This window comes from Nostoc sp. FACHB-280, from assembly GCF_014697615.1.
Classification (GTDB): Bacteria; Cyanobacteriota; Cyanobacteriia; order Cyanobacteriales; family Nostocaceae; genus Nostoc_B.
The window spans coordinates 64,124-88,722 of sequence record NZ_JACJSD010000023.1 but is presented as its reverse complement, the minus strand read 5'-3'; the positions used below and the strand labels follow the sequence as shown (position 1 = coordinate 88,722).

The 24,599-nt window shown below is 41.5% G+C and carries 20 protein-coding genes and 1 tRNA gene; 7 read left to right on the top strand and 14 right to left on the bottom strand.

Translation table 11 applies throughout. From position 1 onward, the window contains the following. Nucleotides 1–242 precede the first annotated feature (242 nt). The 5 genes from fbp to H6G75_RS17935 form a co-directional block, all read right to left on the bottom strand. Nucleotides 243–1,292 (bottom strand): class 1 fructose-bisphosphatase, encoded by a 1,050-nt coding sequence (gene fbp, locus H6G75_RS17955; RefSeq protein WP_190981374.1) that lies wholly within the window; start codon nt 1,290–1,292, stop codon nt 243–245. A 635-nt stretch (nt 1,293–1,927) separates the two neighbouring features. Further along, nucleotides 1,928–2,227, bottom strand: a complete 300-nt coding sequence (locus H6G75_RS17950; RefSeq protein WP_190981373.1) for an RNA-binding protein — start codon at nt 2,225–2,227, stop codon at nt 1,928–1,930. Between the two features lie 481 nt (nt 2,228–2,708). Beyond that, on the bottom strand, nt 2,709–2,927 hold the full coding sequence (locus H6G75_RS17945) for a hypothetical protein (RefSeq protein WP_190981372.1): 219 nt from the start codon (nt 2,925–2,927) through the stop codon (nt 2,709–2,711). Between the two features lie 134 nt (nt 2,928–3,061). Next, nucleotides 3,062–6,580: a ribonucleoside-triphosphate reductase, adenosylcobalamin-dependent gene (gene nrdJ, locus H6G75_RS17940; protein WP_190981371.1), complete on the bottom strand. Its 3,519-nt coding sequence runs from the start codon at nt 6,578–6,580 to the stop codon at nt 3,062–3,064. A 491-nt stretch (nt 6,581–7,071) separates the two neighbouring features. Then, a complete protein-coding gene (locus H6G75_RS17935) occupies nt 7,072–7,449 on the bottom strand; it encodes a hypothetical protein (RefSeq protein ID WP_190981370.1) in 378 nt (125 codons plus the stop codon). Between the two features lie 124 nt (nt 7,450–7,573). On the opposite strand from H6G75_RS17935, the gene H6G75_RS17930 reads away from it, so the two are divergent. Beyond that, on the top strand, nt 7,574–8,152 hold the full coding sequence (locus tag H6G75_RS17930) for an Npun_F5749 family FMN-dependent PPOX-type flavoprotein (RefSeq protein WP_190981369.1): 579 nt from the start codon (nt 7,574–7,576) through the stop codon (nt 8,150–8,152). 171 nt (nt 8,153–8,323) lie between these two features. On the opposite strand, the gene cobA is transcribed toward H6G75_RS17930, so the two are convergent. Next, nucleotides 8,324–9,907: a uroporphyrinogen-III C-methyltransferase gene (gene cobA / locus H6G75_RS17925; RefSeq protein ID WP_190981368.1), complete on the bottom strand. Its 1,584-nt coding sequence runs from the start codon at nt 9,905–9,907 to the stop codon at nt 8,324–8,326. Nucleotides 9,908–10,116: 209 nt separating this feature from the next. Between cobA and H6G75_RS17920 the strand changes: the two genes are divergently transcribed. Further along, on the top strand, nt 10,117–10,710 hold the full coding sequence (locus H6G75_RS17920) for a Uma2 family endonuclease (RefSeq protein ID WP_190981367.1): 594 nt from the start codon (nt 10,117–10,119) through the stop codon (nt 10,708–10,710). Between the two features lie 28 nt (nt 10,711–10,738). Here H6G75_RS17920 and H6G75_RS17915 read toward each other — a convergent pair whose 3' ends face one another. Together H6G75_RS17915 and H6G75_RS17910 are read right to left on the bottom strand one after the other, a co-directional pair. Further along, nucleotides 10,739–11,203 (bottom strand): M48 family metallopeptidase, encoded by a 465-nt coding sequence (locus H6G75_RS17915; protein WP_190981366.1) that lies wholly within the window; start codon nt 11,201–11,203, stop codon nt 10,739–10,741. A 4-nt stretch (nt 11,204–11,207) separates the two neighbouring features. Continuing rightward, on the bottom strand, nt 11,208–12,170 hold the full coding sequence (locus H6G75_RS17910; protein ID WP_190981365.1) for a homogentisate phytyltransferase: 963 nt from the start codon (nt 12,168–12,170) through the stop codon (nt 11,208–11,210). A 628-nt stretch (nt 12,171–12,798) separates the two neighbouring features. Between H6G75_RS17910 and H6G75_RS17905 the strand changes: the two genes are divergently transcribed. Next, on the top strand, nt 12,799–13,989 hold the full coding sequence (locus tag H6G75_RS17905; protein ID WP_397332259.1) for a glycoside hydrolase family 10 protein: 1,191 nt from the start codon (nt 12,799–12,801) through the stop codon (nt 13,987–13,989). A 255-nt stretch (nt 13,990–14,244) separates the two neighbouring features. After that, nucleotides 14,245–14,931 carry an alternative oxidase gene (locus H6G75_RS17900; RefSeq protein WP_190981363.1) on the top strand — a complete coding sequence of 229 codons (687 nt, stop codon included), beginning with the start codon at nt 14,245–14,247 and terminating at the stop codon, nt 14,929–14,931. On the opposite strand, the gene H6G75_RS17895 is transcribed toward H6G75_RS17900, so the two are convergent. The 5 genes from H6G75_RS17895 to ilvN all read right to left on the bottom strand — a co-directional run bounded on the left by H6G75_RS17895 (nt 14,863) and on the right by ilvN (nt 18,781). Further along, entirely contained in the window at nt 14,863–15,165 is a 303-nt protein-coding gene (locus H6G75_RS17895; protein ID WP_190981362.1) for a hypothetical protein, read from the bottom strand. The genes H6G75_RS17900 and H6G75_RS17895 overlap by 69 nt on opposite strands. A 236-nt stretch (nt 15,166–15,401) precedes the next feature. Further along, nucleotides 15,402–15,473 (bottom strand) — tRNA-Gln (locus tag H6G75_RS17890). 122 nt (nt 15,474–15,595) lie between these two features. After that, entirely contained in the window at nt 15,596–16,999 is a 1,404-nt protein-coding gene (locus tag H6G75_RS17885) for a hypothetical protein (RefSeq protein WP_190981361.1), read from the bottom strand. Between the two features lie 70 nt (nt 17,000–17,069). Then, nucleotides 17,070–17,462, bottom strand: coding sequence for a hypothetical protein (locus H6G75_RS17880; RefSeq protein WP_190981360.1), 393 nt, complete (start codon nt 17,460–17,462; stop codon nt 17,070–17,072). Between the two features lie 800 nt (nt 17,463–18,262). Then, entirely contained in the window at nt 18,263–18,781 is a 519-nt protein-coding gene (gene ilvN / locus H6G75_RS17875; RefSeq protein ID WP_190981359.1) for an acetolactate synthase small subunit, read from the bottom strand. A gap of 276 nt (nt 18,782–19,057) precedes the next feature. On the opposite strand from ilvN, the gene H6G75_RS17870 reads away from it, so the two are divergent. Further along, nucleotides 19,058–19,420, top strand: a complete 363-nt coding sequence (locus H6G75_RS17870) for a BON domain-containing protein (RefSeq protein WP_190981358.1) — start codon at nt 19,058–19,060, stop codon at nt 19,418–19,420. 16 nt (nt 19,421–19,436) lie between these two features. Here H6G75_RS17870 and H6G75_RS17865 read toward each other — a convergent pair whose 3' ends face one another. Beyond that, the gene (locus H6G75_RS17865; protein ID WP_190981357.1) at nt 19,437–20,357 is read right to left on the bottom strand and encodes an alpha/beta fold hydrolase; all 921 of its coding nucleotides are present in this window, start codon (nt 20,355–20,357) and stop codon (nt 19,437–19,439) included. A gap of 431 nt (nt 20,358–20,788) precedes the next feature. On the opposite strand from H6G75_RS17865, the gene infC reads away from it, so the two are divergent. Both infC and H6G75_RS17855 read left to right on the top strand, forming a co-directional pair. Next, entirely contained in the window at nt 20,789–21,322 is a 534-nt protein-coding gene (gene infC / locus H6G75_RS17860; RefSeq protein WP_015111888.1) for a translation initiation factor IF-3, read from the top strand. 204 nt (nt 21,323–21,526) lie between these two features. Further along, nucleotides 21,527–24,568 carry an MFS transporter gene (locus H6G75_RS17855; protein ID WP_190981356.1) on the top strand — a complete coding sequence of 1,014 codons (3,042 nt, stop codon included), beginning with the start codon at nt 21,527–21,529 and terminating at the stop codon, nt 24,566–24,568. Nucleotides 24,569–24,599 lie beyond the last annotated feature (31 nt).

The window sequence follows — 24,599 nt, the reverse complement described above, 5'->3', positions numbered from 1 at the left end:
AAGCAGACACTAGTACAATAAGGCAAAAGGAAAAAGGCAAAAGGAAAAAGAAATAATAACGATACCACAAGCCTTTTAGCAATTTCTTCTGGTCTGTTTATTTCTGCCGACCTGTACTAGTAAACCCCGACAAAAATAACTTCACAGTAAGAAACAGTTAAAAATGAATGGTCAATGGTCAACAGTTATCAGTAAATAAACTTTACTTTTGACTTTTGACTTTTGACTTTTAACTTCTAATACTAGTGACCGTTTTGAATAAAAGACTCGACTTTTGCAACCGACTCTTTGCTACCAATAATTAGAGGTGTGCGTTGGTGTAGTTTTTTCGGCACTACGTCTAGAATGTCTACTAATCCTGTAGTTGCACGACCACCTGCTTGCTCAATCAAAAAAGCTAGAGGTGCCGATTCATACAGTAAGCGTAATTTGCCTTCTGGCTTTTGAACTGTACCTGGGTAGAGAAATACACCGCCTTGAACTAGGATTCGATGAATATCACTCACCATTGCCCCGCTATAACGAGCAGAGTAACCCTCTGTACGATGTACATAGCGCACATATTCTCTAATTGACTCTTCCCACTGCCAGAAATTGCCTTCGTTGACACTATAAACTGAGCCGTGGTTTGGAATCCGAATATTTTCTTCAGTGAGAATAAACTCTCCCAAACTAGGATCGAGCGTAAATGAATGCACCCCTTTACCTATACTATAAACCAGCATAGTGCTTGGCCCATATAGTATGTAGCCGGCAGCAATTTGCTTGCGGCCATTGGTGAGTAAATCGCTGGCTAAACCATCAGCGTCGTCTCCTTCTTGTTGGCGAATCGCAAAAATTGAACCTAAACTCAGATTGGTATCAGTGTTGGAAGAACCATCTATGGGGTCATATAACAAGGTATAACGACCTATAGGACAGTTTTCTGGGATGTAATAAGGGTTATCCATTTCCTCGGAAGCAAGGCGGCACACTAAGCCACTTTGCTTAAATACCGAGATAAATACATCGTTGGCATAAACATCCATCTTTTTCACTGATTCACCTTGGACATTTACATCCCCGGTAAATCCGAGAACCCCCTCCATTAAGCCTGCACGGCTGAGGTGACGGGCAATTAACTTACCCGCAAGGGCAATGCGATTCATCAGCGCACTCAAATCCTGGGCATCAGGGGAAAAACTTTGAAGTTGCTGAAGAACATGACGAGATAAGGTCGTACAATCACGATCCAAGCTTTTATCGGTATGATCGTTGACTGGCAACTCTAGAGATTCTGGCGCTTTAGCCATTTTGGCGTTCTCCCTAGTGACTGGTTAATAGTTGGGTGGGTAAAGTCATGCGTAGCAACTTATAGCTGCTGCTTCTATCTTAGAAAAGTAATTTGATAACCTTGATGTGGCTTTAGACAAACTAAAGAAATGGCTCAATTTTTGCTCTCATGTTTCAAGACAGAAAAGTCTCGTTGGCTGTTGAAGTGCTTGCCCTGACCAAGACTAAACAAGGTAAATTTACTTAAAGCGGTTCAGTCATCTTAAACTCCGTCACGCCAAGTTTTTGCTATCTACCAACGTTGGCAATATTACCCCAATAAGACTTACGCAGTAAGAGGACACATCAAGGGTGTTGGGAAGGGTGTAAGGGTGTGGGGTGTCAGGGTTTTGAAAAAGAACACTCCTATTGCTATAACTGAGCCGTAAAAAACCGACTGCTGGAGAGACTTGAGTTTTTAGCTCACAACAGTCGGGTAGAGTTTTCTTTGATGGTTGAATAATTACAACAATTTGTGACTAAAAAGGCTACAGTATACACATTTCAAAACCAGAGATTTAAACTATTGAACTTCTGGTTTGTAAGGTCTGCAATTGCTCTTAGTCAAATTCTTGCATTACAGCAAATCAATTTGCTACTATTGTTTTCCCTCAGTTTAGATTTCTTGTTTTTTCGCCCAACCACCTCGCCGATTATCATCCCGTCGGTTATCTTCTCGCGGTTTTGCTTTGTTGACTCTGAGTTGCCGACCCATCCATTCGGCACCATCTAACTCAGTAATGGCTGCATCTTCTTGAGCGTCTTCTTCCATTTCAACAAAAGCAAAGCCTCGCATCCGCCCTGTTTCTCGATCAGTAGGCAAGACAACTCTTTTGACCTCGCCATAGTCTGCAAATACTGCTTTTAAGTCTGCTTCAGTAGCGCGGTAGGAGAGATTTCCAACGTAAATAGTCATGTGGGATCACGTAATTGTCAACAAACAGCGGTTAGTTCAGCGAGAAAACAAAGATCAACAAACTACAAATTTTGGGTCGTGGCTTATGATTTATTTTCATTGATGGCGAACGTTGTGGCGCAGCAATCATAGTGCTAGCGTGACTTCAACTAAACTGTCCATGCGGCTGAACTTACGCTTACGCTCATAATGATAACTGATTGTGACATTTTTCAAAGTATGGGAAATTACAATCCCAAATAACATAAAATAAGCCAAACTTATATTTTTTTAGATAAAAATTGCTTGTGTTAAGATTGACTGATGTCTTTACTGATTTTGCTAGTTTTTAATACTTAATCCAAGCCAGCTTTTATACAGCTTCTTAATTCATCTTTACATAACTCTAAAAAACCAAAAATTAACCTGCAACTTTCCTATAGCTACGAGTTGGAAGTTGCAGGCACAAGGTGGTGAATTTAATTGGCAATTAGCAGCAAATTTATTCAATGGAAATTGTTTGCGGCCCTGTAGCTTTGCCATTATTGGCTTCAGTGGGAGATGAGGAGTAGCTAGTTACGCCTCTTTGTTGATCTAGCCAGCTTTTGACAGGATCATCCTTCAGGTTCAGCCTGAGTACGCCAGAGAAGAAACCACCGAGAAAGGAGACTGGGTGCTGTGTTAATTCTTTAAATATTGGTGACAATTCATCAAGAAACATTAAAATTCTCCTGGCAGTGCCAAAAAAAATTATTACTTTTTCATCAATCGTAACGTGAGATTCAAAGTCAAAAGTAAAAAAGCAAAAGTCAAAATAAATCTTTCACCTTTTTACTTTTGCTTTTTAACTTACTCCTAGTTGGGTTGTTGATCTGGGAACATACACTTATCAGAATCGCAACCACTGGGGCCTGCTTCTGTTAACTCGCCAGAGTCGTAGCGGCTGAGAACAGCGCAGAAGTCATCGGTTTTGCGTCGCGCTAACACTTCTTGAGATAAAAGTTCATAGGTTGCTTTATCTATGGGTTCAAATGGCAGACGGGGGAATGATTGTAAATCGTCAAATCTTGCCAACAGCGCGGCGGAGATATAGCCCTCATCATTTTGGATGGCTTCGTAAATACGTGTTCCCAAGGGTTCCACTTCATCAGCGCGAAGTTCTAGGGTAGCAGATGTGTTGTGGGTGACGTAATGGCGCTGCACTTGCATAACAAAATCAAATTGGGCTAAGACGGGGAATCGAGAAACATCAATTTGATCAGCACCTGGTAAATCAGCCCAAGGGACAGCCACAGGAATTTCTACTAGCCATTCACTGACGCGGGGATCGAAGGGATCGTTTAATAAGTTACCCTGTTCGTCCTTATCGGATTGGGAGGGAATGACATTGTAACCGTAGTCAATACAAGCTAAGGCTACGGGGTCATTTTTGCGGAAAGTGATGCGGCGAATAAATCTTTGGGCTTTGGGTGGGTGCCAACCAGAACTCGCGCCAGATAACAGAGATTTAGTACCGCTGGGTTGAACTGTAGTACAACGATTTGGACGTTTGAGATTATGGCGATCGCAATAATCCCACACTGCTTTGTGTACTACTTCTCTCCAAAAGCTGAGATATTTTTCTTCTTGGTGTTTAAATGCTAACCCTTGGGGAGTTGCAGGTCTGCCTTCTGCCCACCAGCGCAACCAGTCCACACCAAAAGCATGGACAAAGAAATCAAATAAGCCAGTAAAAGAAACTCCAACAATTGGGTCTAATTCCCGACTATATTGATAGCGCGGCTCCAAAAATTTATGGTTTAAAAGTGTGGCTACAGATAACGCCCCAGCCGTGAAAGCTTCCTCTTGTTCTTTGTAGTTAAATGGGTCAATTTGATTGAGATGAATCTCAGATAAATTGCAGTGGAAGTTGCTACCAATAATTTCTCCACATGGATTAAGCCCAAAACGAGCTAAACGATGTTCTAACTCATTAGCATTAATATAAGGATATTTTTGTTGCAACCAGTCTTTAGCAGTTCCCTGCTCATAAGCTTGCAAGAACTCTTTTTTCAATGCTTGAGTAGAAAGCAAATCAATGTTAGCTCTAGCAACAGCTTCACCAGCCCATTGAATTGCACCTTCGCCACTGTAATATTGTTTCTGAACAGCTGCGATCGATTCTTCTAAGGTTGGCTTGCGGTGAAATACTCTTGTATGGTTCGCCATACGTAAAGCATCGCGTTCAGGATCAATGCGCCAGTTACCGTTTTCATCTTGCTGCCAGAGGTTATCTTTAGCATTAGCCCCTAGTTCATCGTCAGCAGTAAACTGACGCATACCCGCACTGTTATGTGTTAAGTAGCCATCGCAGTAAAAACAATGAGCTTCTTCAACTTCAATGTCATAAGTTTGAACGTAATCATAGCTACCCAACCCTTTAACAGTGACGGGAATATCTAATGAAATATCAGCTTCAGCGATATAGCGTTCATAATTGGCATCTACAGTGCGAGAACCTTGGAATCCCATCTCGCGCATTTCGCTGTAAGTGTAAGCTTCGCGCATGATGACACCAGGAACGGTGAAACCATACATCTTCAAGCCTTGGCGCAGTTTTCCTTTAGCTGAATGAGGTGCAATCAAAGAGTTGTAACGTTCTTTTAAGGCTGGGATTGTCAAGTTGTACTTAACTTGCCAACCTTCTTCTTGGGGACGACTGGTGGTAAGCCTACCAGCAATTCCTAAACTGGATAAAACTGCACCAACTTGTCTAATAAATGACCGATAAACTGAAGTTAGTAGGTAAGGAGGTCGGTTATTAACTCCTCCGTCACTATCCATTAAACCAGCTAAGTAAGCGGCGCGAATGTCCACTGAACCCTGCAAGATAAAATCAGGAACTACTAAGGGGATATTGGGTTGCTTAATGTAGCGATGGAAATATTCAGCTAGACGAATAGATGAACAAATTGACTTGGCAGTATTTTCACCTTTGATAATGCCATGAGAGGCTGTTAAGCCAAATAAAGCCAAAGCCGCATCAAGTTTAGCTTGAATTCTAGCTGTGACTTCAATATCTAAACTGTTCATTGCCCATTCAACACGACCGTAGGGCTTACCGTATTTATTGCGACCAATAGCTACATAGCCGTCACCGTGGGTTAACCCAATTAGCCAAGCTACTTCAGAGGTGAGTTCTGGAACTACAAAAGATTTGGCTGTACGGCTATGTGAAGGTCGAGTTTGAGTAAAATCTGAAGGCAAATGAGTAACTGTACCGGGTAAGACTTGAGTATTGTGTAGCAGGCGATCGCCTTCAGCTAAACTAGCAATGTATTTCCAGACAATGCCGCCTTTAGCATCTGCCATCACTGCTTGTCTATGGTTTAAAGTAGCTCTGGGATAAGTACCATTGGTTTCTATTTCATAAACATCTTGAAACCCTTGGTCAAATTTATCAACAACTTGCCGAAATCCTAAAGGAGTCTGTACTAAGTCACCAACTTTTACATCACGAATTGGTACAAGACCTTTAGATGTATGAACCAAAGCATCTTCTGGCAGACAGCGCCGGATGTTACCCGCAACAATTGTTACAGCCGCTTCATCAATTAATAAGCAGCATTCTACAGAATTTAATTTTCTGCCTAAAGCTTTATTTAAGATGTCAGCACAACGTTGATACAATCCAGGCAGTTTTACAGGATTGGCAACACCGCCAAAACCGTTGAGGGTTTCTCCGGCTTGACGAACATCGCTGATATCCACAAATACTTCTACTTCACTTGTAAATCTTTCGTCTGTGGAGAGTTCCAACAAAGTTTGATAAGATGCAACCCAACCTTCGCGGCTATCACCAACATGAATGGTAACGCGGTTGCCTTCTATATCGGTTTGTGTAAATTCACGACGTAAGTTTTTTGGAGTGCTGCCAATTTCGCCTTTTACAGTAATATTGAGGCGATTGCGGATGGCAGGCAGTTGATTAATATACTGGGGTTCGATGATGGCTCCTGTACCGCAGCCCATCATAGCCAAGTCCATCATTAAACCGAAGGCTTTCCAGTCTTGGAGATTAGTGGAGGTGCAATTGTACCCGCCGGAGAAGTTCTTGGGTTTGTTTATCCAATCTGTACCGCCTACCCACAGCCAGCGGCCGCTAGGTAATGCTTTGAGTTGGTGTTGGGTTTTTTCTAGGAGGGCAATTTCTTCTGAGTTGAGCTTACCTAGTTCGATTAAACCTTGGATGGTGCGATCGCACACTTCATCCCACGATTCTCTTAATCCTACTCCCGTCCGGCGGCTATAAGTCCTGAAAAATACAGGATTGGCTGCTGGCGCAGTTTCGGGAAACTTAACACCCTGACGTTTTCTTTCAAGCTCTCGAACCATAATCCAGTCTTGTTGGTTTTGAACAGATTACGACTATACGCCAAGTGAGTTGAGGATAAAAGATTGAAAAAATGTACACTTTACGCTATGTAATCAGAATACAAATTACAACATAAACTTATGGTGTATAATCATTTTTCTAACTCATAAATCGATATGACTATGTTGTAATTGTTTTCAGTATGTAATACCGTTTCACTTTAAGTTTGATACAAATAGACCGCAGGGGAGCAGGGAGCAGGGGGCAAGGGGAACGAATAAAAAAACTGTGAATTTGTATCATTTTTTTCGTGAACTGGTATAACTTATAGAGTGATGGAAGTATAAAGCAAAGTCACTTTTTACCTGCATACATAAAACTATTGTTTGTTGAAAAAGTAAGTGGAATAAGTACCAAGGGTTACAGCTTGCTTGGGGGAAAATTCTTGTCCTTGATTCTCAAAGATTTATTGATTAAGAATCGGAAAGTAATTCTCCCCTCTGAATCAAAGCTACTTTTTATTTTGATTGATAGCTTTCAAAAGCTCTGAAACCGACTTCATCTGTATCTTGCTAAAGCAAGCCATTGCAATAATCACTGCTACTGCCACTCCTCCGTTGCTCAGTAGTATAGGTAGGTTTGCAACATCAGGGGATGGTGAATTGCTTGGCGAAGTAGGGCTTAAGTTTGTGTACTGTCTGGTAGGAGTGGTAAATGACTGAAAAATTTCAGCCTGATTGAGTCCTTTGTCTTGCATAATAGTAAGGTTGAAATAGATTTGTTTATTGCCCTCTTGGTTATGTATTACAACCAAGGGGTTTTCGTTTATGGAGTTAGGCGCTTGTTGAATTAGTAAATTCGGGTTTTTGTTTTCAAGCTCTCGAACCATAATCCAGTCTTGTTGGTTTTGAATAGATTACGACTATACGCCAAGTAGGTTGAGGATAAAAGATTGCAAAATTTTCCACTTTGCGCTACGTCTGTAGCTGTACCAATTGCAACGAAACTACATAATGTCCCTTGCTCCTTGGCGAAGTGCGATCGCTCGCGCCCTGCATCGCAACCGTAGTCTGATATACTCTCGTTACCTACAATTGGCGACAATCCGGGCAGATCATCGTCCTGCTAATCGGACTGTAGTCTTTCGTGACTTTCTCAACGATACCAATCAGCTAAAATTTATTACTGACACCCGTAGCGATAAAATTGACCAAATAAAATCTCAACCTTGGGCGGAAGCCTGCTGGTATTTCCCCAACACCCGCGAACAGTTTCGCATTGCTGGCGGCTTAACTTTGGTAGATAGTAATGATTCTTTACTGCAATCAGCCAGACTGGCTACTTGGCAAGCCCTCAGCGATGCAGCCCGGTTACAATTTGCTTGGCCCCATCCTGGTAAACCCAGAGACACAACCCCAGAGGCGTTTACACCACCAGCACCCGATCCTTTACAACCAGTTGTCAATTTTTGCTTGCTATTACTTGATCCCGTACAGGTTGATCATTTAGAATTGCGCGGCGAACCACAAAATAGAACTATTTATCAGCTTGGTGAAAATCAAGAATGGTATCGAGAAGAAGTAAACCCCTAACCAATTTTTCCAACTTGTATAAAAGTAATCTTTCTCCTGGGGTAAACCAAAAATAGATTATCCCAGTTATTTACTCACAAGGATTGTATCTCCCTTGTCTTCCTTGTCTTCCTTGTCTTCCTTGTCTCCCTTGTCTTCCTTGTCCCCCTTGTCTCCCTCTAGCTATAACCATCAAAACTCCCCACTTCCCGCCGCCCATTTCACCAAAGCTTGAGTGAGTCCTTCTAAGGTATATTCTTCAGCCTCCACATCTACTCGGCCAAATAAAGCTTGACAAGTTTTGGAAGTTTGAGGGCCGATGGAAGCAATGCAAACATCCTGTAAATTGATAACAGCATGATTCGCAAATGTGCGATCGATAATTTGACAGAAAAACTGCACAGTTTTAGAACTGGCAAAGGTAATAATATCTGCTTGATGATTTTGTAGGGCTAACTTGGCTGATTCAGGAATACCACTAGGACAACAAGATTGATAAGCTGCAACTTCGATAACTTCTGCACCTTTGGCGGTTAATTCTTTGACTAAGATTTCTCGCCCACCTGTTTCAACTCTGGGAAATAAAATCTTTTTACCAGACAAGGTTTCGGGAAAATGTTCTACTAAAGAATCGGCTACAAAGTTAGGTGGAATAAAATCTGGTTTGAGTGCTTGTTGTTTGAGAGATTGGGCTGTTTTTTCACCAACAACGGCAATTTTAACATTAGCTAAAGCGCGAGAATCTTTACCCAATGCTGTTAATCTGGCAAAAAAGTATTCCACACCATTGGTAGAAGTGAGAATTAACCAGTCGAAGTCAGATAAACTAGCGATCGCATGATCTAAATCTGCCCAACTGGAAGGCGGGCCAATTTCTAAAGCTGGCATTTCAATGACTTTAGCACCAACCGCCTGGAGGCGATCGCTAAATTCGCTCGACTGTCCCACAGAACGAGTGACTAAGATAGTTTTTCCAGCGAGGGGGAGGTGGTTGGACATAGTTGTCAGACTAGGAATAGTTGCTGTAGTGAAATCCTCAGAATTTATTTTCTCAGATTGTAAGTACTGCCGCAGCCTGACCACTTCACCAATCACAATTACCACTGGCGAGAGTGATAACCCAGTGATTTTTTCGAGGATATTGTTTAATTGACCAGTCCAAACTTGTTGATTCGGCGTTCCTGCCCAACGGATAATAGCAATGGGGGTAAGGCGCGATCGCTTACGCCGCAATAATTGATGTATGATTTCTGGCAAATGTTGTCCACCCATCAAGATTACCAAAGTCTCTAACCTTGACAGCGCCTCCCAGTCCAAAGTATCTGGTTCATGGGCGGTAAACACAGCAAAACACCGACTCATCGCCGCATCTGTTAATGGAATTCCCGCAAACAACGGCGCGGCTAAAGCGGAGGAAATTCCCGGTATAACTTCAAATTCACAACCTGCTGCTTTTAAAGCTTCAATTTCCGAAGTACAACGCCCAAAAATAAATGGGTCGCCTGATTTTAACCTGACAACTTGTTGACCAGCTTGACAGTGCTGCACCAATAATTTGTTAATTTCCCCTTGGGTTGTACTCTGTTTACCACCACGCTTACCCACATCTAATCTTAAACAATGAGCAGGTACACAGTTTAACAATTGCTCATCCACCAGAGCATCGTAGACCAGCACCTCAGCCACAGCCAAGAGATGATAAGCCTTAACCGTCAGGTACGCCACATCTCCCGGCCCTGCACCGACGAGGTATACTTTGCCTTGTTGTTTAGTCATGATCTGAGATTAATGCGATCGGGCAGAAAAATTTCATCACAGAAGGCAAGATAATTAGGGATGAGTTAGCGATCGTAGAATAATTCATATACAGATAAATTGCTTCGGCAAAGACGAAATCCTTAATCCTCAAGAAATAACCTTACTATTTACAGAAGGTTTTGTTAAGGTATGCTCCTTCTAATTTAGTTTTTTAAGGAAGTGTTGATATGAGTATCCCACTTGTAGAACAGTCCGCAGAAGAAAAACTGATAACTCTCAAAGATGTTTCTTGGGAGCAGTTTAAAGGAATTGAAGCCCAGCTATTGGATAACCACAATGTGCGATTGTCTTATTTATCAGGAATGTTAGAAATTATGTCTCCAATTGGTGAAGAACATGAATATGTGAAAAGAACTCTCGGTTATTTATTAGAAGCTTACATGAGAGAGTTGGGTATACGTTTTTATGGTCGCGGTGGCTACACTTTAGAAGAACCTGGATATGCTTCAGGTACACCAGATGAATCATATAGCATTGGAACAAAAAAAGAAGTCCCAGACATAGTTATTGAAGTTATCATCACCAGTGGAACTATTAACAGAAAAGAGTTATATAAACCTAAAAAAGTACCAGAAGTTTGGTTTTGGAAATCTAACTCTATCAAAATATTTCGCCTGAGCGAACAGGGTGAATATGAGGAAGTAGAAATAAGTGGCTTTTTTCCTAATTTAGACCCCAGTTTACTGCTACAGTATATTGCCATACCTGACCAGTATGATGCTGTACAGCAATTTATTCAAGCTATCCGCCATGAACCATAGAAACTCAATTTAAAATGATTAATCAATCTCAAGTTGATTTAGCATTGATTTTTGCCAATAACTGAGCAACTTTTTGGGCTTTTTCTGGTTGACGTTTTTGAAATAACTTTTGGGCTGTTTGCAGATTAGTTTTAGCTGCTTCTGGTTGATTTTGCTGCATTAACACATTGGCTAGGCGCAAGTAAGCTTCGGGGTTTTTGGGACTGCGGCGAATAACTTCTTGGAATAATTCTGTGGCTTCGGAAATTCTATCTTGCTGATATATAACATCTCCTAAAAATAGGCGCACGACATCATTAGTAGAGTTGATAGCAATCACTTTGCGAAACTCTGCTTCTGCACCTGCATAGTCTTTTTGCTGATAAAGATTGATGCCTTTTTGAAAGTAGTTGGAGGTGATTAAGGTTTTCACAGCAAAATAAATCAGTAGGAAAACACTCGCAATCACTACCAACGTGGCAAGAATATCAATTACTGGAGGGGTGTCTAGCATTGTGTTAAGCCAACAAACAACCGATGGGGAATATTAAATATTCTAAGAAAAAGAGTTTCCAAATGAATTGATAAAATTGGGCGATCGCACGTTTATCTTGTAAGTCTACCGTTAAACTGCGAAACCACATCCCACACAGCAATACTAAGTGGGTAATCACCAAAAATGCTGAGTTGACAGCTTCTAGCCGCAATACACCCGCCAACATCATCCCCAAATAGCAGAGGGTGAGTACCCAAAGTGCTAAGTTAAATACAGATTGCGTGCCGAGTTGAATTGTAAAAGTAGAGATATTGTAAAGGCGATCGCCTTCGATATCAGGGATGTCTTTAAAAATCGCGATCGCAAAGGTAAACACCAAGATAAATATCGTCAGTACCCACACGGCTGGCGGAATTAATTCGTTGCTTTGCAGTACCCAATTAAAATGCAAAAATAAACCCAAATTCACAATTGTTCCACGTACCGAGAAAATGCACAGTGCTGCCCAAAATGGAAACTGTTTCAAGCGAATTGGTGGTAAAGAATAAGCTGTACCGATTGCCAAGCTTAATGCTACCATCCCAAACAAAAATGGGCCATTTAACCAGGCAATTACTAAAGCTAAAATCCCCGTAGTTATAACTATAAATTGTCCTAAACGGCGAGAAAATTCCCCAGATGCTAGTGGTAAATGCGGCTTATTAATTTTATCTATCTCTACATCTTCTAGCTGATTTAAGCCGACAATGTAAACATTGCCACACAAGCAAGCTATCCATGCACCTAAAACTGGCGAAAGGGAATTGGAAATTGGCAATAGGGAATCAACTCGATGACTAATGGCAATGGCAATAAAATATAAACCCAAAACACTCAGACTTGTGCCAATAATTGTGTGTGGACGAGAAAACTTCCAAAAAGCGTATAACCAATTAAATGGCTGCGGTTTGCGTGCTAAAGGTGGGGTTTGAGAACTCTGGCTCATGGGTAGCTGAGATTAAGTATTCTGGCTTATTGTTAATCATTGTCACAGAATTAGCCGATTAACAACAGTCTCAGGTGGAAAGCAGTTGCCTGGATGGAAATATTGAGGGATGATAAATTTCAGACTAAGCTCAAACATCTCTCATATTTCATCACCACCTGTAAAGTCCTTCCTGAGTCATTGGTGATTGCATACCAGCTAACTAGAATTCATCACAGCAATTTTCTAATTCAACATTAATCTCAGTATTATTGCTGTGGTCGATTGTAATTTAACACAGTATCATCGCCCGTTTTTGGCATCTCAGGTTATTAATAATACACTATATTATCAGTAATAATTGGTAATAATTTCAGCTATGCCATGTAAAATAAAGACTTGGTAAACTAACGGTTAGAAGCAATGTATATTGGACACTAATGGATACTGATTACGTCATCTTGAATTGACGGTATGAATTCTATCTGAGTTTCTCCGGTGCAGAAGTTCGATGTGCAGCATTGAATGAACAACTACCAATTAACCATTCCTCTAGTAAACACGAATACTTCAAGGCTATATGGCTAATAAATTCCATCACAAAAACCAGCGATGGCGTGAGTGGGTAGGTGACAAATCATTCAACCCGATGAAACTCTTTACTTTCCCAGGTTTGGGGCGCAAGCTAAAACGGCTGGTGCCTGTGCTGATGTTGGTCTCTTTCGTGGCAGTATTGGTAGTAGATGGTTTAAAACCAGCGATCGCACAACTACCACGCCAAGAAATTCGCGGTGTGTGGATGACTAACAATGATTTTAATGTTCTGCGCGATCGCGCCAAGGTGCAGGAAGCTGTAAAACACCTACAACGCCTCAACTTCAACACTATCTATCCTGTGGTGTGGAACTCTGGTTATGCAATGTATCCGAGTGCAACCGCCCAAAGTGCAGGTATTCAACCTTTTATTACCCGTGGTTTAGAGGGGCAAGATATCCTCGCAGACTTAATTAATCAAGCCCATCGTCAAGGTTTATTAGCTATACCCTGGTTCGAGTTTGGGTTTATGGCTCCGCCAACATCCGAGTTAGCATTAAATCATCCAGAGTGGTTAACGCAAAAGCGCAATGGTAGCGAAACTTCTATCAGCGCGGCGGGTGAAGTTGTCTGGTTGAACCCTTTCCATCCCCAAGTACAGCAGTTCATCACCAACTTGGTACTAGAAGTCGTCACCCAATATGATGCGGATGGTATTCAGTTTGACGACCACATGAGTTTGCCCCATGAATTTGGTTATGACAAATATACGGTAGCTTTATATACTCAAGAAACCAAAAACAATCCCCCTGCAAACCCTAATGATTCAGCTTGGGTAAAGTGGCGGGCAGATAAAATTACCGCTTTCATGGTAAGACTCAACCAAGCAGTAAAAGCCAGAAAACCCGATGCAATTTTCTCGGTTTCACCAAATTATTATGACTTTGCTTACAAGTTCCATCTGCAAGATTGGCTGGCTTGGATCAGACAAAATATTGTAGATGAGCTAATTGTGCAAGTTTATCGTCCTAATCTGCAAAGTTTTATCGCCAATATCGGACGTGGCGAAATTCAAGAAGCACAACAAAAAATTCCTACCGGAATCGGAATTATGGCCGGGTTACGCAATAACCCAGTCCCAATGCAACAAATTAAGGCTCAGGTACGGGCTGTTCAAGAACGGGGTTTAGGTGTAGCCTTTTTCTATTATGAAAGCTTGTGGGATGTTGCCCCTGAAACAGTAGCAGAACGTCAGGAAGGATTTAAGCGGCTGTTCCCTTATCCAGTAGTTCGCGCCAAACTCTGACAAGTAGGTTGACATTTAGCCATGAGAAACAAGATCCCCGACTTCTTCAAGAAGTCGGGGATCTGAACTTTAAAACAGTTTTTGATATATGCTATCAGTTGAGTCAAATCAATGCGATCGCATTTTACTAGGCTTCAATTTCACTATTCCTCACAAGTTCCTCAAATTTTAGCTTTATAAGAAATTTTACGGGTGATATCACGAAATTAGGTATGCTCACGACTCCTTTTCTTGCAAGCACACATGGAGACGGCTATGATTCGCTTACTTGTGAGTATTTTAGTATTCGTCATCAATACTATTTATCGCGATCGCCCTTATCCTCGCTTTTATGTTTTAGAAACCGTAGCGCGTGTCCCTTACTTTTCTTATCTCTCGGTGTTGCATCTGTACGAAACTTTGGGATTATGGCGCAAAGCTGATTGGCTGAAGGTTCATTTTGCCGAATCCTGGAATGAACTCCATCACCTATTGATTATGGAATCCTTGGGTGGAGACGCATTTTGGGGAGATAGAATCTTAGCAAAAACCACAGCATTAATCTATTACTGGATTATCACTTTTTTGTATTTCATTAAGCCTCGTTCTGCCTATCATTTTATGGAATTGGTAGAAAAACACGCATACATCAGCTATCACAAATTCTTGACAGCAAACGAGGTTGAATTAAAAGCACAAACACCACCAGTTATCTCAATCCGTTACTATCGTGACGGCGATTTATATATGTTTGATGAGTTTCAAACATCTCATACACCCGCCGAACGCCGCCCTACAATCGAAAATCTTTATGATGTGTTTGTGGCAATTCGAGATGATGAAATGGAACACGTCAAAACTATGCAGGCTTGTCAAAAAGCTAACGCACAACTTTCATTTAAGAGTCCGCATACATTGGAAATGAAGATAGTTGCAACTAAATTTGATGTTGATGTTAACTAAGCTCGAATTTATCCATTTTTGAGAATATGAGGGGGCAAAAGGAAGATGACTGGAAGTGTATCCGCGATCGCGTAATTTGGTACTATCGGTATTTTGATAGTGAATTGGCGCGTGATAAGCCGCTAAATCCAAATCTGTGGGAGTTTGGGCAACTCCTTTCAAATCTGTTAAAGTCCCAAGGGCAATTGCTACCATCATCCCCATCGCCATCAGCAAAACTTTTTTCCCAATCATCTTTTCTCACCCTGGATGATCAATCAAACTCAGGATGACAGCAGATATTTAAGAACTGATTTGAATCAAGTTAAAAATATCTAAAAATAAAGGAGACTAGTGAGAAGCTGATGGTACAAATATAAAAGCTAAAGTTGCTGAAAGACATCACATCAGTAAAAAGTCTTAGCCTGAATAAAAGCCAGTCAGCAATTTTAAACATAAAAAAAAGGTAGATAAATCTACCCTTTCAATTACTGGGGCGCTAGGATTCGAACCTAGGGATGGCGGGACCAAAACCCGCTGCCTTACCACTTGGCGACGCCCCATCGCTTCACCTCTGTTAATATAGCAGTCGGAGGTGGGTGAGTGTCAAGTGTTTTGCTAGGAAATTTTGGAAAAATCTTGAAGATACTTATTGATTAGAAATGGTTCTAGCAATCTTTGGCAGTTACTTCACCCTGTCTTCTATAGGAAAACTGTACCAGCTATACCAGTGACGAACTGCTAACCACACTGCTGACAACAAAGCTGCTCCACTTAAGGTTAAACCACTAAATGGAACTAACAATCCAAACACAGGTAACACCGCCCCAGCAATTGAACAGATGATAACTGCAATAGCAGCGATGCGGTTTGAGCCTAATCCCCAACTCAGTGTGAGAAAGATGAGGGAAATCATTGTCCAGGCTAGTTCAGGATTCATGAAGCGAGCCAGGTAGGTCAAGGTTAAAATGCAGGCGAAAAACATCCCAGAGGCGATCGCCACATTTTTCAAGCTCATGGGTACTGATAAATATAACAGCAAGATCCACCAGAGAAATATTGCTGGTGCTAATAATAACAACCTAGGTATAATCCCAGTATTACGGATAGGTGCGGTGTTAGTAAAAACTCCAAAGGGATTTTTTACCGCAACATTGTCATTGAATATCCAACTATACTGAGTGCTACGACCATCAGCTTTAATTTCGTTAGGTACAATCCCACTCGCAAATTCCACAGGCGCAAAATTCGCAGTTGCTGTCAGGCGAAAATTGGTCAGCATTTGTCCCGTAGCATTGTAAACCCAACGCGGCCCACTTTGAGCTTGATAGGTAACGCGAAAGTTAGCAGTTTCTCCCGGTGACAAACGAAAGGGAAATGCGTAGTCGCCAGGGTTAGGCGGTTCCAGTCGAGTCCCGGAACGTTCGACTTTGTAGTTAGCCAGTAGTGAATAGCCGTCGGGTGGTGGTGCTTCAAAGAAAAAACTTTGATTATCTTTGAGCCGATTGACGACTTTATAATCTGCGCTGTAATCTATGCGATAAACCGCGCTACGACCTTGCACATCTGTGTTCTGCTCAAGTTTGACTTGAATCTGCGAGCCTGCCAAGGCCAAAAACCGGGTAACTTCCCTTGTATCATTGACCTTGACGATTTTGCCGTTGACTTGGTTGTTATAGGTGAATGGCTCTTGAATTACATAGCGGACTTGGGGTGCAACTTGTTCTAATTTATCCCCATCCACTGTTTGAGCAACTTGCACAACCTTGGCTTGTTCCCAGTGATGATAGCGATTACCTAAAGTTGAACAAAGAAAAAATCCGACTACCAATAGAACTAATACCAAGGTGAGGTGTTGTAACCCCCGTAAAATTTGGGAGTAATGCACCACCCACTGATCAAGAAAAATTACATTTTCTTGCTGATGGCGACGCAAGGCGAAACTCATTAGTGCGATCGCCACACCCAAAGCTATCACTAAAAAAACTAATAAAATTGAGGCTTTGAGCAGTTGGTTGCCAAACTGGAGTAGTTCTATTGGATGAGTCAGATCAGGTAATCCAGGAATACCCTGATTAGAAGATGACATTGATATTTTTATTACAGAATTTGAAACCTCAGACTGATGAAATCTCGGAAAAGTTTCATTTTATGGATGCTTACTGATTACCTTCTTTACTGGCGGTTTGACAAACAATCTCCATCGAATTAGCTTCGGGAGTTCCAGGTTGGGGTGTAAATTCTTGCTTAGTTGGTTTCTCGCTAATTAACTGGCCATCTGCACTGTAGTTAGCAGCTGTTTCAGAAAACAAGCGCCCCTCAGCACAAGAGGCACGAAAAGTAGTTTTTGTTATACCATTACCTTGTTTTTGCAAGATCGTATATTCACTTCCTTGCACCGATCCTGCATCTAAAATAATTGGATTACCATCATTATCAGAGCCTACTTGTATATGAAACGCTAACTGGGTATCAGTAGTTTGAGCAATAGCTGTATTACCTACTAACAATGTCATTGCTACTACAACGCCACCAAAGCTCTTTAAAAACATAGACTGTAAATTTGTTGAACTATATATTCTTTTTTATTCATACTTTCTTGATTTTTGGTGCGGTAAAATCACTGGATAATTTGTTTAGACAAATATATTTGTGTGCAGAATTGCGCTGTTTTTAGCTATCAAATTGCCTTTTTTAATACATTTAAAACCAAGCAAACTTAAGTCTTTTCACGCAATATTTCACATAATAAAAAAACCGTAGGGGAACTGCTACGGTTTTCTATGTAGATTACTGAACTCTAACCCTATTTAAAAAGCTGATATCTTACAACTTCAGCTCTTTACCTAATCTCTAATCTCTTGCAAAACAGTTTAACTGCTTTGGATTCATTCGTCATCACAGTCGTTACAGACAGAGTTTAGTGAAAATTTCATCAATGACTACCGTGAATTTGTGTTGATTGTGTGAACTTTATGTGTTTACGTTAAAAGTAATTTAAGTAGTTATACTAGCTATTGCTGATTCAACTATACTTATTTAAGTAATTTTTTTATTAAAATGTTAACTTAAATACAAAGATATTTACGAAAAAATTCCGTGAGCAACTATAAAAAAAGATTCATAGTCCAGGTACTTCAGTAGAAAATACACCGAATAATATTGTGGCAGAGAGAAGAGGACAAGGAGCAGGGAGCAGGGGGAATTGGGAAATATTCTCCTCGCTACCCTACCTCTTTTGACCTAAATCATGAAAAAACCCCGCCAAATTGTCGGGGTAATAGCTGCGATAATTTTTGGGGTAGTTTGATTATTTAAGCTACCAAGTACACAGCAATGCGATCGCAGAAAATTAGACCTTGGCTTCCAAAGACTTGAGTAACTCAGTATTCACACCAGATTCACGAGTCAGAGAGATTTTACCAGTCCGGGCTATTTCCTTAAGACCAAATTTTTGTAGCACTTGGACAATAGCTACCATTTTTCCAGGATCTCCCACCACTTCTAAAGTGAGGGAATCTTCAGCGACATCTACAACTCGCGCTCGGAAAATCTGAGCCAGTTCAATGACTTCAGAACGGTGGCTGCTATTCGCATTCACCTTCAAAAGCATCAACTCTCGCTCTACACAAGGAGTTTCCGTAATATCCTGAACTTTGAGGACGTTGACCAGCTTATATAGTTGCTTGGTGATTTGCTCGATTATGCGATCGTCACCAGCGACAACCATTGTAATGCGGGAGACTCCTCCCTGTTCAGCTTGACCAACAGCAAGGCTTTCTATGTTATAGCCACGGCGGGCAAACAAACTAGAAATGCGGGAAAGAACACCCGCTTCGTCTTCTACCAGAACAGAAAGGGTATGTTTCATCTTTGCCAACACAGGCTCAGGTAGCATTATGACTAACGCAAACACTAGCTAATGGCTACCCTACACGTACTGTTAAACTAAATGTTTTGATAAGTGTGATTTTCTATTTTAAACTTATACCTGCACTCACTACACGCTCTACAAAGAAGTTTTCGGTAAATCATACCCAAAGTGGCAAGCCTGATGAAGACAAATCTTTTCCTTGACAGATGAAGATGATGAACAAAACCCTTTATCTTCATAATGTTATGGAATTTTCATCGGAGATTAGTACTTATGGGTTGGTTAAAAAGATTATTTGGCTTAGAAAAACCACAAAATGCCCAAGTTAATCCTGCTCCACAAGCAGTACCACAAGCTGCTACTGCTGCACCAACAGCAACTCAATCTATCCCCCCAGAACGGATTGGCTTGAATGGCGAATATGACCAAAGTGGTTTAGCCAAGCGTGTTGCATTAGCATTTGATCAAGACCAGCAGCTTGATGATGTAGATACGCTATGGGTGGCTCAGACTGGTGGTACTGTGGTTCTTAAAGGCAAAGTCCCTAGCCAAGAAATTCTGAATAAAATGGTTTCTGTTGCTCGTACTGTGAATGGAGCCACAAACGTTGACACCAACCAAGTTCAGATAGGCTAAATATGCTGCCTTAATTTTATGGCTGGCGATCGCCAAAACAACGAGTCATCCAATCTAAAATAACTTGGTTGACTTGTTCAGGACACTCATCATGGGGACAATGCCCAACATTCTCTAAATTGAGTAGTTCTAATTTTTCGTTGTATTGAGCAAATTGACTAGCCAATATAGGCGGTACAAATCGGTCTTTTTGTCCCCAAATTAACAGCATTGGAATTGTTAATGTTGGCAATACAGCTTTGACACTAGGACTAAAATTAACACCGATCGCCGCTTTAAATAAGGCACTAAAAGCCCGCGCCGAACCTCTATCTTGGGGAGGGCCAGCTAAAATTTCGATTAGTTCATCGGTAATAGCTTCGGGATTTGCATAAGCCAAACTCGCCCAGCGCCGCAAGACGCTGGGTTGACGCACAAACTTAAATACTGGCTGCAATATCAATGGGGAAGCCACAATATTTTTGATAGTTTTGACCAATGGTCGCAAAATCGGGGGTATGGCTTCTTGTTCTAATGATGGGTCAGGTAAACTCATCATCACAATTCCCTGCACCATATCAGGATGAGCCGCCGCCGCCGCCAAAGAAATTAATGAACCATTAGAATTACCTATCAATACAGTAGGTTTTCTGATAAATGCTTTCCAAAACTCATACACCTGTTCAACCCAGAGTTCAATGCTGTAATTGGCTGGGGCTTTTTCGGAAGCGCCAAAGCCCAGCATATCTAAAGCATAAACTGTATGACATTCACCTAAAATTTCTAAATTATGTCGCCAATGCCCAATGGAAGCACCAAACCCATGTAGCAAAATCAAAGGCGTTGAATTAAGGTCTGTGTTACTAGGGCGGATGTAGGTATAACGCGTTTGCCAACCTCGCCAAACCCAATCTCGTTGATTACCAACTCGTTGCTGCCAGTGTATCGCTGTTGTCAAGTTTACCTCCGTAGAAAGTAGTTAGGGGCTAGGGGCTGGGGACTAGGAAGTTAAGGGATGAGAGAGTGTAAGGGTATAAGGATTGATGGGACAACTGTATTTATTAAGCCACGCCCTAGCCTCTAACCCCTAGCCCCTACACCCTCACTCTAACAAATGTATATTTATACCAATTTGTCAATAATCGAGAAAATAATTGTTAAAATGGATAACACTGCGCTTAATTGTGTAATTTAAGTTAACTATTGCAGAGAAATTCTCTTCATTATGAGTAGAATGACAAATACAGCCATTAGTAACTAGGCTATAGATTAGTTACTCTTGAGTCCAAAACCCGTTGTTAAGTCCTCAGTTATTTTAAGTATTGTGCTTCTGAGGCATACCAAGCAAAACCAAACCACATTCTAAAAAGAGAGCTTCCAAAAATCATAATGCCTGTGATTGAGAAAAAAAGAACTCGCGATCTGCCCCAAATCAACGAAAGAATCCGCTTCCCTAAAATTAGAGTCATTGATACTGATGGCTCCCAATTAGGAATTATCACTCCTCAGGAAGCACTGCAATTAGCTGAAGAAAAAGAGCTAGATTTAGTGCTGCTGAGTGATAAGGCTGACCCGCCAGTTTGCCGAATTATGGACTACGGGAAATACAAGTTTGAACAAGAGAAGAAGGCGCGGGAAGCCCGGAAGAAGCAGCACACGGCCGATGTCAAGGAAGTAAAGATGCGCTACAAAATTGAGGAACACGACTATAACGTGCGTGTGAAACAAGCAGAGCGTTTCTTGAAGGACGGTGATAAAGTTAAAGCGACTGTCATGTTTCGGGGTCGGGAAATTCAACACAGTGACTTAGCCGAAGATTTACTCAAGCGTATGGCGACAGACTTAGAACCCTTTGGTGAAGTGCAGCAAGCACCGAAAAAAGAGGGGAGAAATATGATGATGCTGATTTCGCCCAAAAAGTAACCTTTAACTTTGCGAAACACAACGGATAATTCACTGTAAACAATAGCATAAAGACCTAAAGGTCACAGAAGTTTATCAAAAATTGATAGTCCTGAGAGCTGAGTGGGAAACATAATACTCAGTTGCTCAGGACTCTTGCTTTTTAGGTGCTGAGTGCAATTTTCAATTGAATTGTTGCAGGGTGATATCAGAAAGCTAAACTGCATGGAACTGAAAAATTACTCGTTGGTTGTTAATAAAGGTTTTGTTTCACGACTGCTACAGTGGGTAAATCTGCGGCCAGAGGAAGGCGAACGAACTTTGATTATGTTTGCCTTTTACACAACTGTATCTATTGGGTTGCGATGGGCTGAGGATAGTACGGTAGCACTGTTTTTAGATCAATATGGTGCAGGGCCGTTACCTTGGATGTACATTGCTAGTGCGGCGATGGGTGCAGGGTTAGTTTTTGTTTATTCTTGGTTACAAAAGATTTTTCCGTTGCGCTGGGTGGTAGTAGCGATCGCACCTTGTATGGTTGTACCGCTGATGTTCTTGGTATTATTGCGTGAAGGATTACATCTTTCTTATGTAGCCGTAATTTTAGTATTCATCCTGCGACTGTGGGTCGATGGACTTTATGTAGTTAACGACCTCAACACCTCTATTGTTGCTAATCAAATTTTCAATATCCGTGAAATTAAACGTACTTACCCACTAGTTAGCAGTGGCTTATTAGTAGCGGATGTGATGAGTGGCTTTAGTTTGCCGTGGATTTTGCAATTCGTCAAACTAGAGAAGGTGATCCTGATTGCTTGTGTATTGATTGTTTTAGGGTCAGCTATCTTAGCTTATTTAAGTAACCAATATCGCACCGCTTTTCCTGATGCACCGCAACGTCAAGTTCCCCATGAACAAGCTTCGCGATATCGGCGGATTCAAGCGCCCCTACGCCGCTATACATGGCAGTTATTTGCCTTTGTGGGGCTGTTACAAGTTATTGGATTGTTGGTTGATTTTCAATATCTCCGCGAACTGAAATCTAATTTAGGCGATCGCGACCTTGCTAGTTTTTTAGGTATATTTGGCGGAATTGTCGGTTTATGTGAGTTAGGAACTCAATGGTTTGTTTCTAGCCGCCTGATTGAAAGAATCGGTGTATTTTTCACAGCTGCACTTTTACCAATTAGTGTTGGTTTCGTTGTTCCTGCGGCGATCGCTTTATTAAATATATTCCCGGCTTTGCATTCCTATGGCATTTTTTGGGGATTGGTCGGGTTAAAATTCTGCGATGAATTGCTACGCTACACCTTTGTTGTGAGTAGTGGGCCAGTTTTATACCAACCCATTCCCGAACGGCTACGCAGCCACGCACAAGCATTATCTGGGGGAACAGCCGAAGCCATTGCGACAGGTGGAGCGGGATTACTGATTTTGGCGACTTTGTTCGTGTGTAATCGATTTGTTCCCCCTGGTTTACAAGAATGGGTATTTGTGGGTGAAACAGTATTGGCGGCTGCTACTTGTTTAAGGGTGGTTTGGGTACTGCGATCGCGTTATGTTGATTTGTTAGTTTTAAGTGCCGAACGGGGAGAACTAAGTGCTTCTAATGTTGGCTTGCGTATCTTTAAACAAGGGGTAGTCAAAGCTTTAGGCGAAAAGGGCAGTACCACAGATAAACATTCTTGTATTGAACTTTTAGCACAAATTGACCCACATGGAGCCGCCGAAGTTTTAGCCCCACTGCTGTTAAAGCTACCACCAGAATTGCAGCGCCAAAGTTTGGAAGTAATGTTTATTGGTGGGGCGAATCCTGCTTATGCTGGGGATGTGCGGTTGGTAATTGAACAGCCCCCAGAAAAAATTGATCCAGAAGTGCTGGCTTTGGCGTTGCGTTATGTGTGGCTGGCGGAAGACAATCCTAACTTGAGTCAATTAGAAGAATATTTACAGGCGCGACACCATTCTTTGATTCGCGCTACCGCAGCCGCTTTAATTTTGCGTCAGGGAACGCCAATTCAAAAGGTAGCAGCCACCAAAACTCTGCAAAGAATGTTGACCCATAAACAAGAAAGAGAACGCATTAATGGAGTCAAAGCCCTCAGAGAAACAATATACCTCCAAGCCTTGCGGATTCATATCCCGAATTTGTTGCAGGATGAATCTTTGCGGGTGCGCTGTGCTGTGTTGGAAATGATTGCAGCCACTCGCTTAGAAGATTACTATTCCGCCTTAATTGCCGCACTCTACTATAAATCAACTCGCACCACGGCGATGCGTGCCTTAGCCAAACTGGAAAATGATGCTTTGGATATGCTGTTGCATTTGGCGACGGATACTTATAAGCCGGAAATAGTACGGATGTATGCGTGGCGAACAATAGCCCAAATTCCTACCCTACAAGCAACAGAAGCCCTGTGGTTACATTTAGAAAAATCTTGGGGTGCAACGAGATATCAAATTTTGCGTAGTTTACTCAAAGTCCAAAAACAACCAGAAACTAACAGCCGAGTAGACCGTTTTTATCAAACACGAGTCGAAACTTTAATAGACCAAGAGTTGAAGTTTTTAGGAGAAATTTACGCTGCTTATTTGGACTTACAAAAACCACAAACTCTCGATAATTATGCCACATCCCAAAGAGCCGCAATTGTTTGTGATTTATTACAAAAAGCGTTGTTAGAACTAGAAATTGATGGACGAGAACGGTTATTGTTGCTGTTAAAATTGCTTTATCCAGCAGAAAAAATGCAAGCCGCCGCCTTTAATTTAAGGTCTAATTCTGGGGTGAACATTGCACGGGGTTTAGAAATTTTAGAGCATACAGTGACACTGCCCGTCAAATCTTTGTTGTTGAATATTTTAGATAAGAGATCGCACCAAGAAAAACTGCATTATCTCGTAGAAGCCGAATTGGTAAAATATGAACCAATGCCAGTCAGTGAACGATTGCGGAGAATGCTAAGTTTAGATAATTTCCTGTCTGATTGGTGTTTAGCCTGCTGTTTGCATTTGGCGCAAGTTAGCCGCATTCGCTTAACTAGTCACGAAATTTTACTAGCTTTACGTCATCCTACTGGCTTTGTGCGCGAAGCTGCGATCGCATATTTAAATGCAGTTTCCCATCGCGTGCTTTTAGAAATCCTGCCAAAATTACAACAAGATACACATCCATTAGTAGCTACTCAAGTCAAAGAATTAATGAAAAAATACGCCACTCGCCGTCCTTCTGCTAGTCACAAGGATGCGACTGTAACTAAAAACTGAGCAATTTGCGTGACAATATAATTAGCCTGTA

Excerpts from the sequence above, each read along its gene's own strand:
- fbp (WP_190981374.1), bottom strand. The coding sequence starts at position 1,292 with ATGGCTAAAGCGCCAGAATCTCTAGAGTTGCCAGTCAACGATCATACC.
- H6G75_RS17950 (WP_190981373.1), bottom strand. The coding sequence starts at position 2,227 with ATGACTATTTACGTTGGAAATCTCTCCTACCGCGCTACTGAAGCAGAC.
- H6G75_RS17945 (WP_190981372.1), bottom strand. The coding sequence starts at position 2,927 with ATGTTTCTTGATGAATTGTCACCAATATTTAAAGAATTAACACAGCAC.
- nrdJ (WP_190981371.1), bottom strand. The coding sequence starts at position 6,580 with ATGGTTCGAGAGCTTGAAAGAAAACGTCAGGGTGTTAAGTTTCCCGAA.
- H6G75_RS17935 (WP_190981370.1), bottom strand. The coding sequence starts at position 7,449 with ATGGTTCGAGAGCTTGAAAACAAAAACCCGAATTTACTAATTCAACAA.
- H6G75_RS17930 (WP_190981369.1), top strand. The coding sequence starts at position 7,574 with ATGTCCCTTGCTCCTTGGCGAAGTGCGATCGCTCGCGCCCTGCATCGC.
- cobA (WP_190981368.1), bottom strand. The coding sequence starts at position 9,907 with ATGACTAAACAACAAGGCAAAGTATACCTCGTCGGTGCAGGGCCGGGA.
- H6G75_RS17920 (WP_190981367.1), top strand. The coding sequence starts at position 10,117 with ATGAGTATCCCACTTGTAGAACAGTCCGCAGAAGAAAAACTGATAACT.
- H6G75_RS17915 (WP_190981366.1), bottom strand. The coding sequence starts at position 11,203 with ATGCTAGACACCCCTCCAGTAATTGATATTCTTGCCACGTTGGTAGTG.
- H6G75_RS17910 (WP_190981365.1), bottom strand. The coding sequence starts at position 12,170 with ATGAGCCAGAGTTCTCAAACCCCACCTTTAGCACGCAAACCGCAGCCA.
- H6G75_RS17905 (WP_397332259.1), top strand. The coding sequence starts at position 12,799 with ATGAAACTCTTTACTTTCCCAGGTTTGGGGCGCAAGCTAAAACGGCTG.
- H6G75_RS17900 (WP_190981363.1), top strand. The coding sequence starts at position 14,245 with ATGATTCGCTTACTTGTGAGTATTTTAGTATTCGTCATCAATACTATT.
- H6G75_RS17895 (WP_190981362.1), bottom strand. The coding sequence starts at position 15,165 with ATGATTGGGAAAAAAGTTTTGCTGATGGCGATGGGGATGATGGTAGCA.
- H6G75_RS17885 (WP_190981361.1), bottom strand. The coding sequence starts at position 16,999 with ATGTCATCTTCTAATCAGGGTATTCCTGGATTACCTGATCTGACTCAT.
- H6G75_RS17880 (WP_190981360.1), bottom strand. The coding sequence starts at position 17,462 with ATGTTTTTAAAGAGCTTTGGTGGCGTTGTAGTAGCAATGACATTGTTA.
- ilvN (WP_190981359.1), bottom strand. The coding sequence starts at position 18,781 with ATGAAACATACCCTTTCTGTTCTGGTAGAAGACGAAGCGGGTGTTCTT.
- H6G75_RS17870 (WP_190981358.1), top strand. The coding sequence starts at position 19,058 with ATGGGTTGGTTAAAAAGATTATTTGGCTTAGAAAAACCACAAAATGCC.
- infC (WP_015111888.1), top strand. The coding sequence starts at position 20,789 with ATGCCTGTGATTGAGAAAAAAAGAACTCGCGATCTGCCCCAAATCAAC.
- H6G75_RS17855 (WP_190981356.1), top strand. The coding sequence starts at position 21,527 with ATGGAACTGAAAAATTACTCGTTGGTTGTTAATAAAGGTTTTGTTTCA.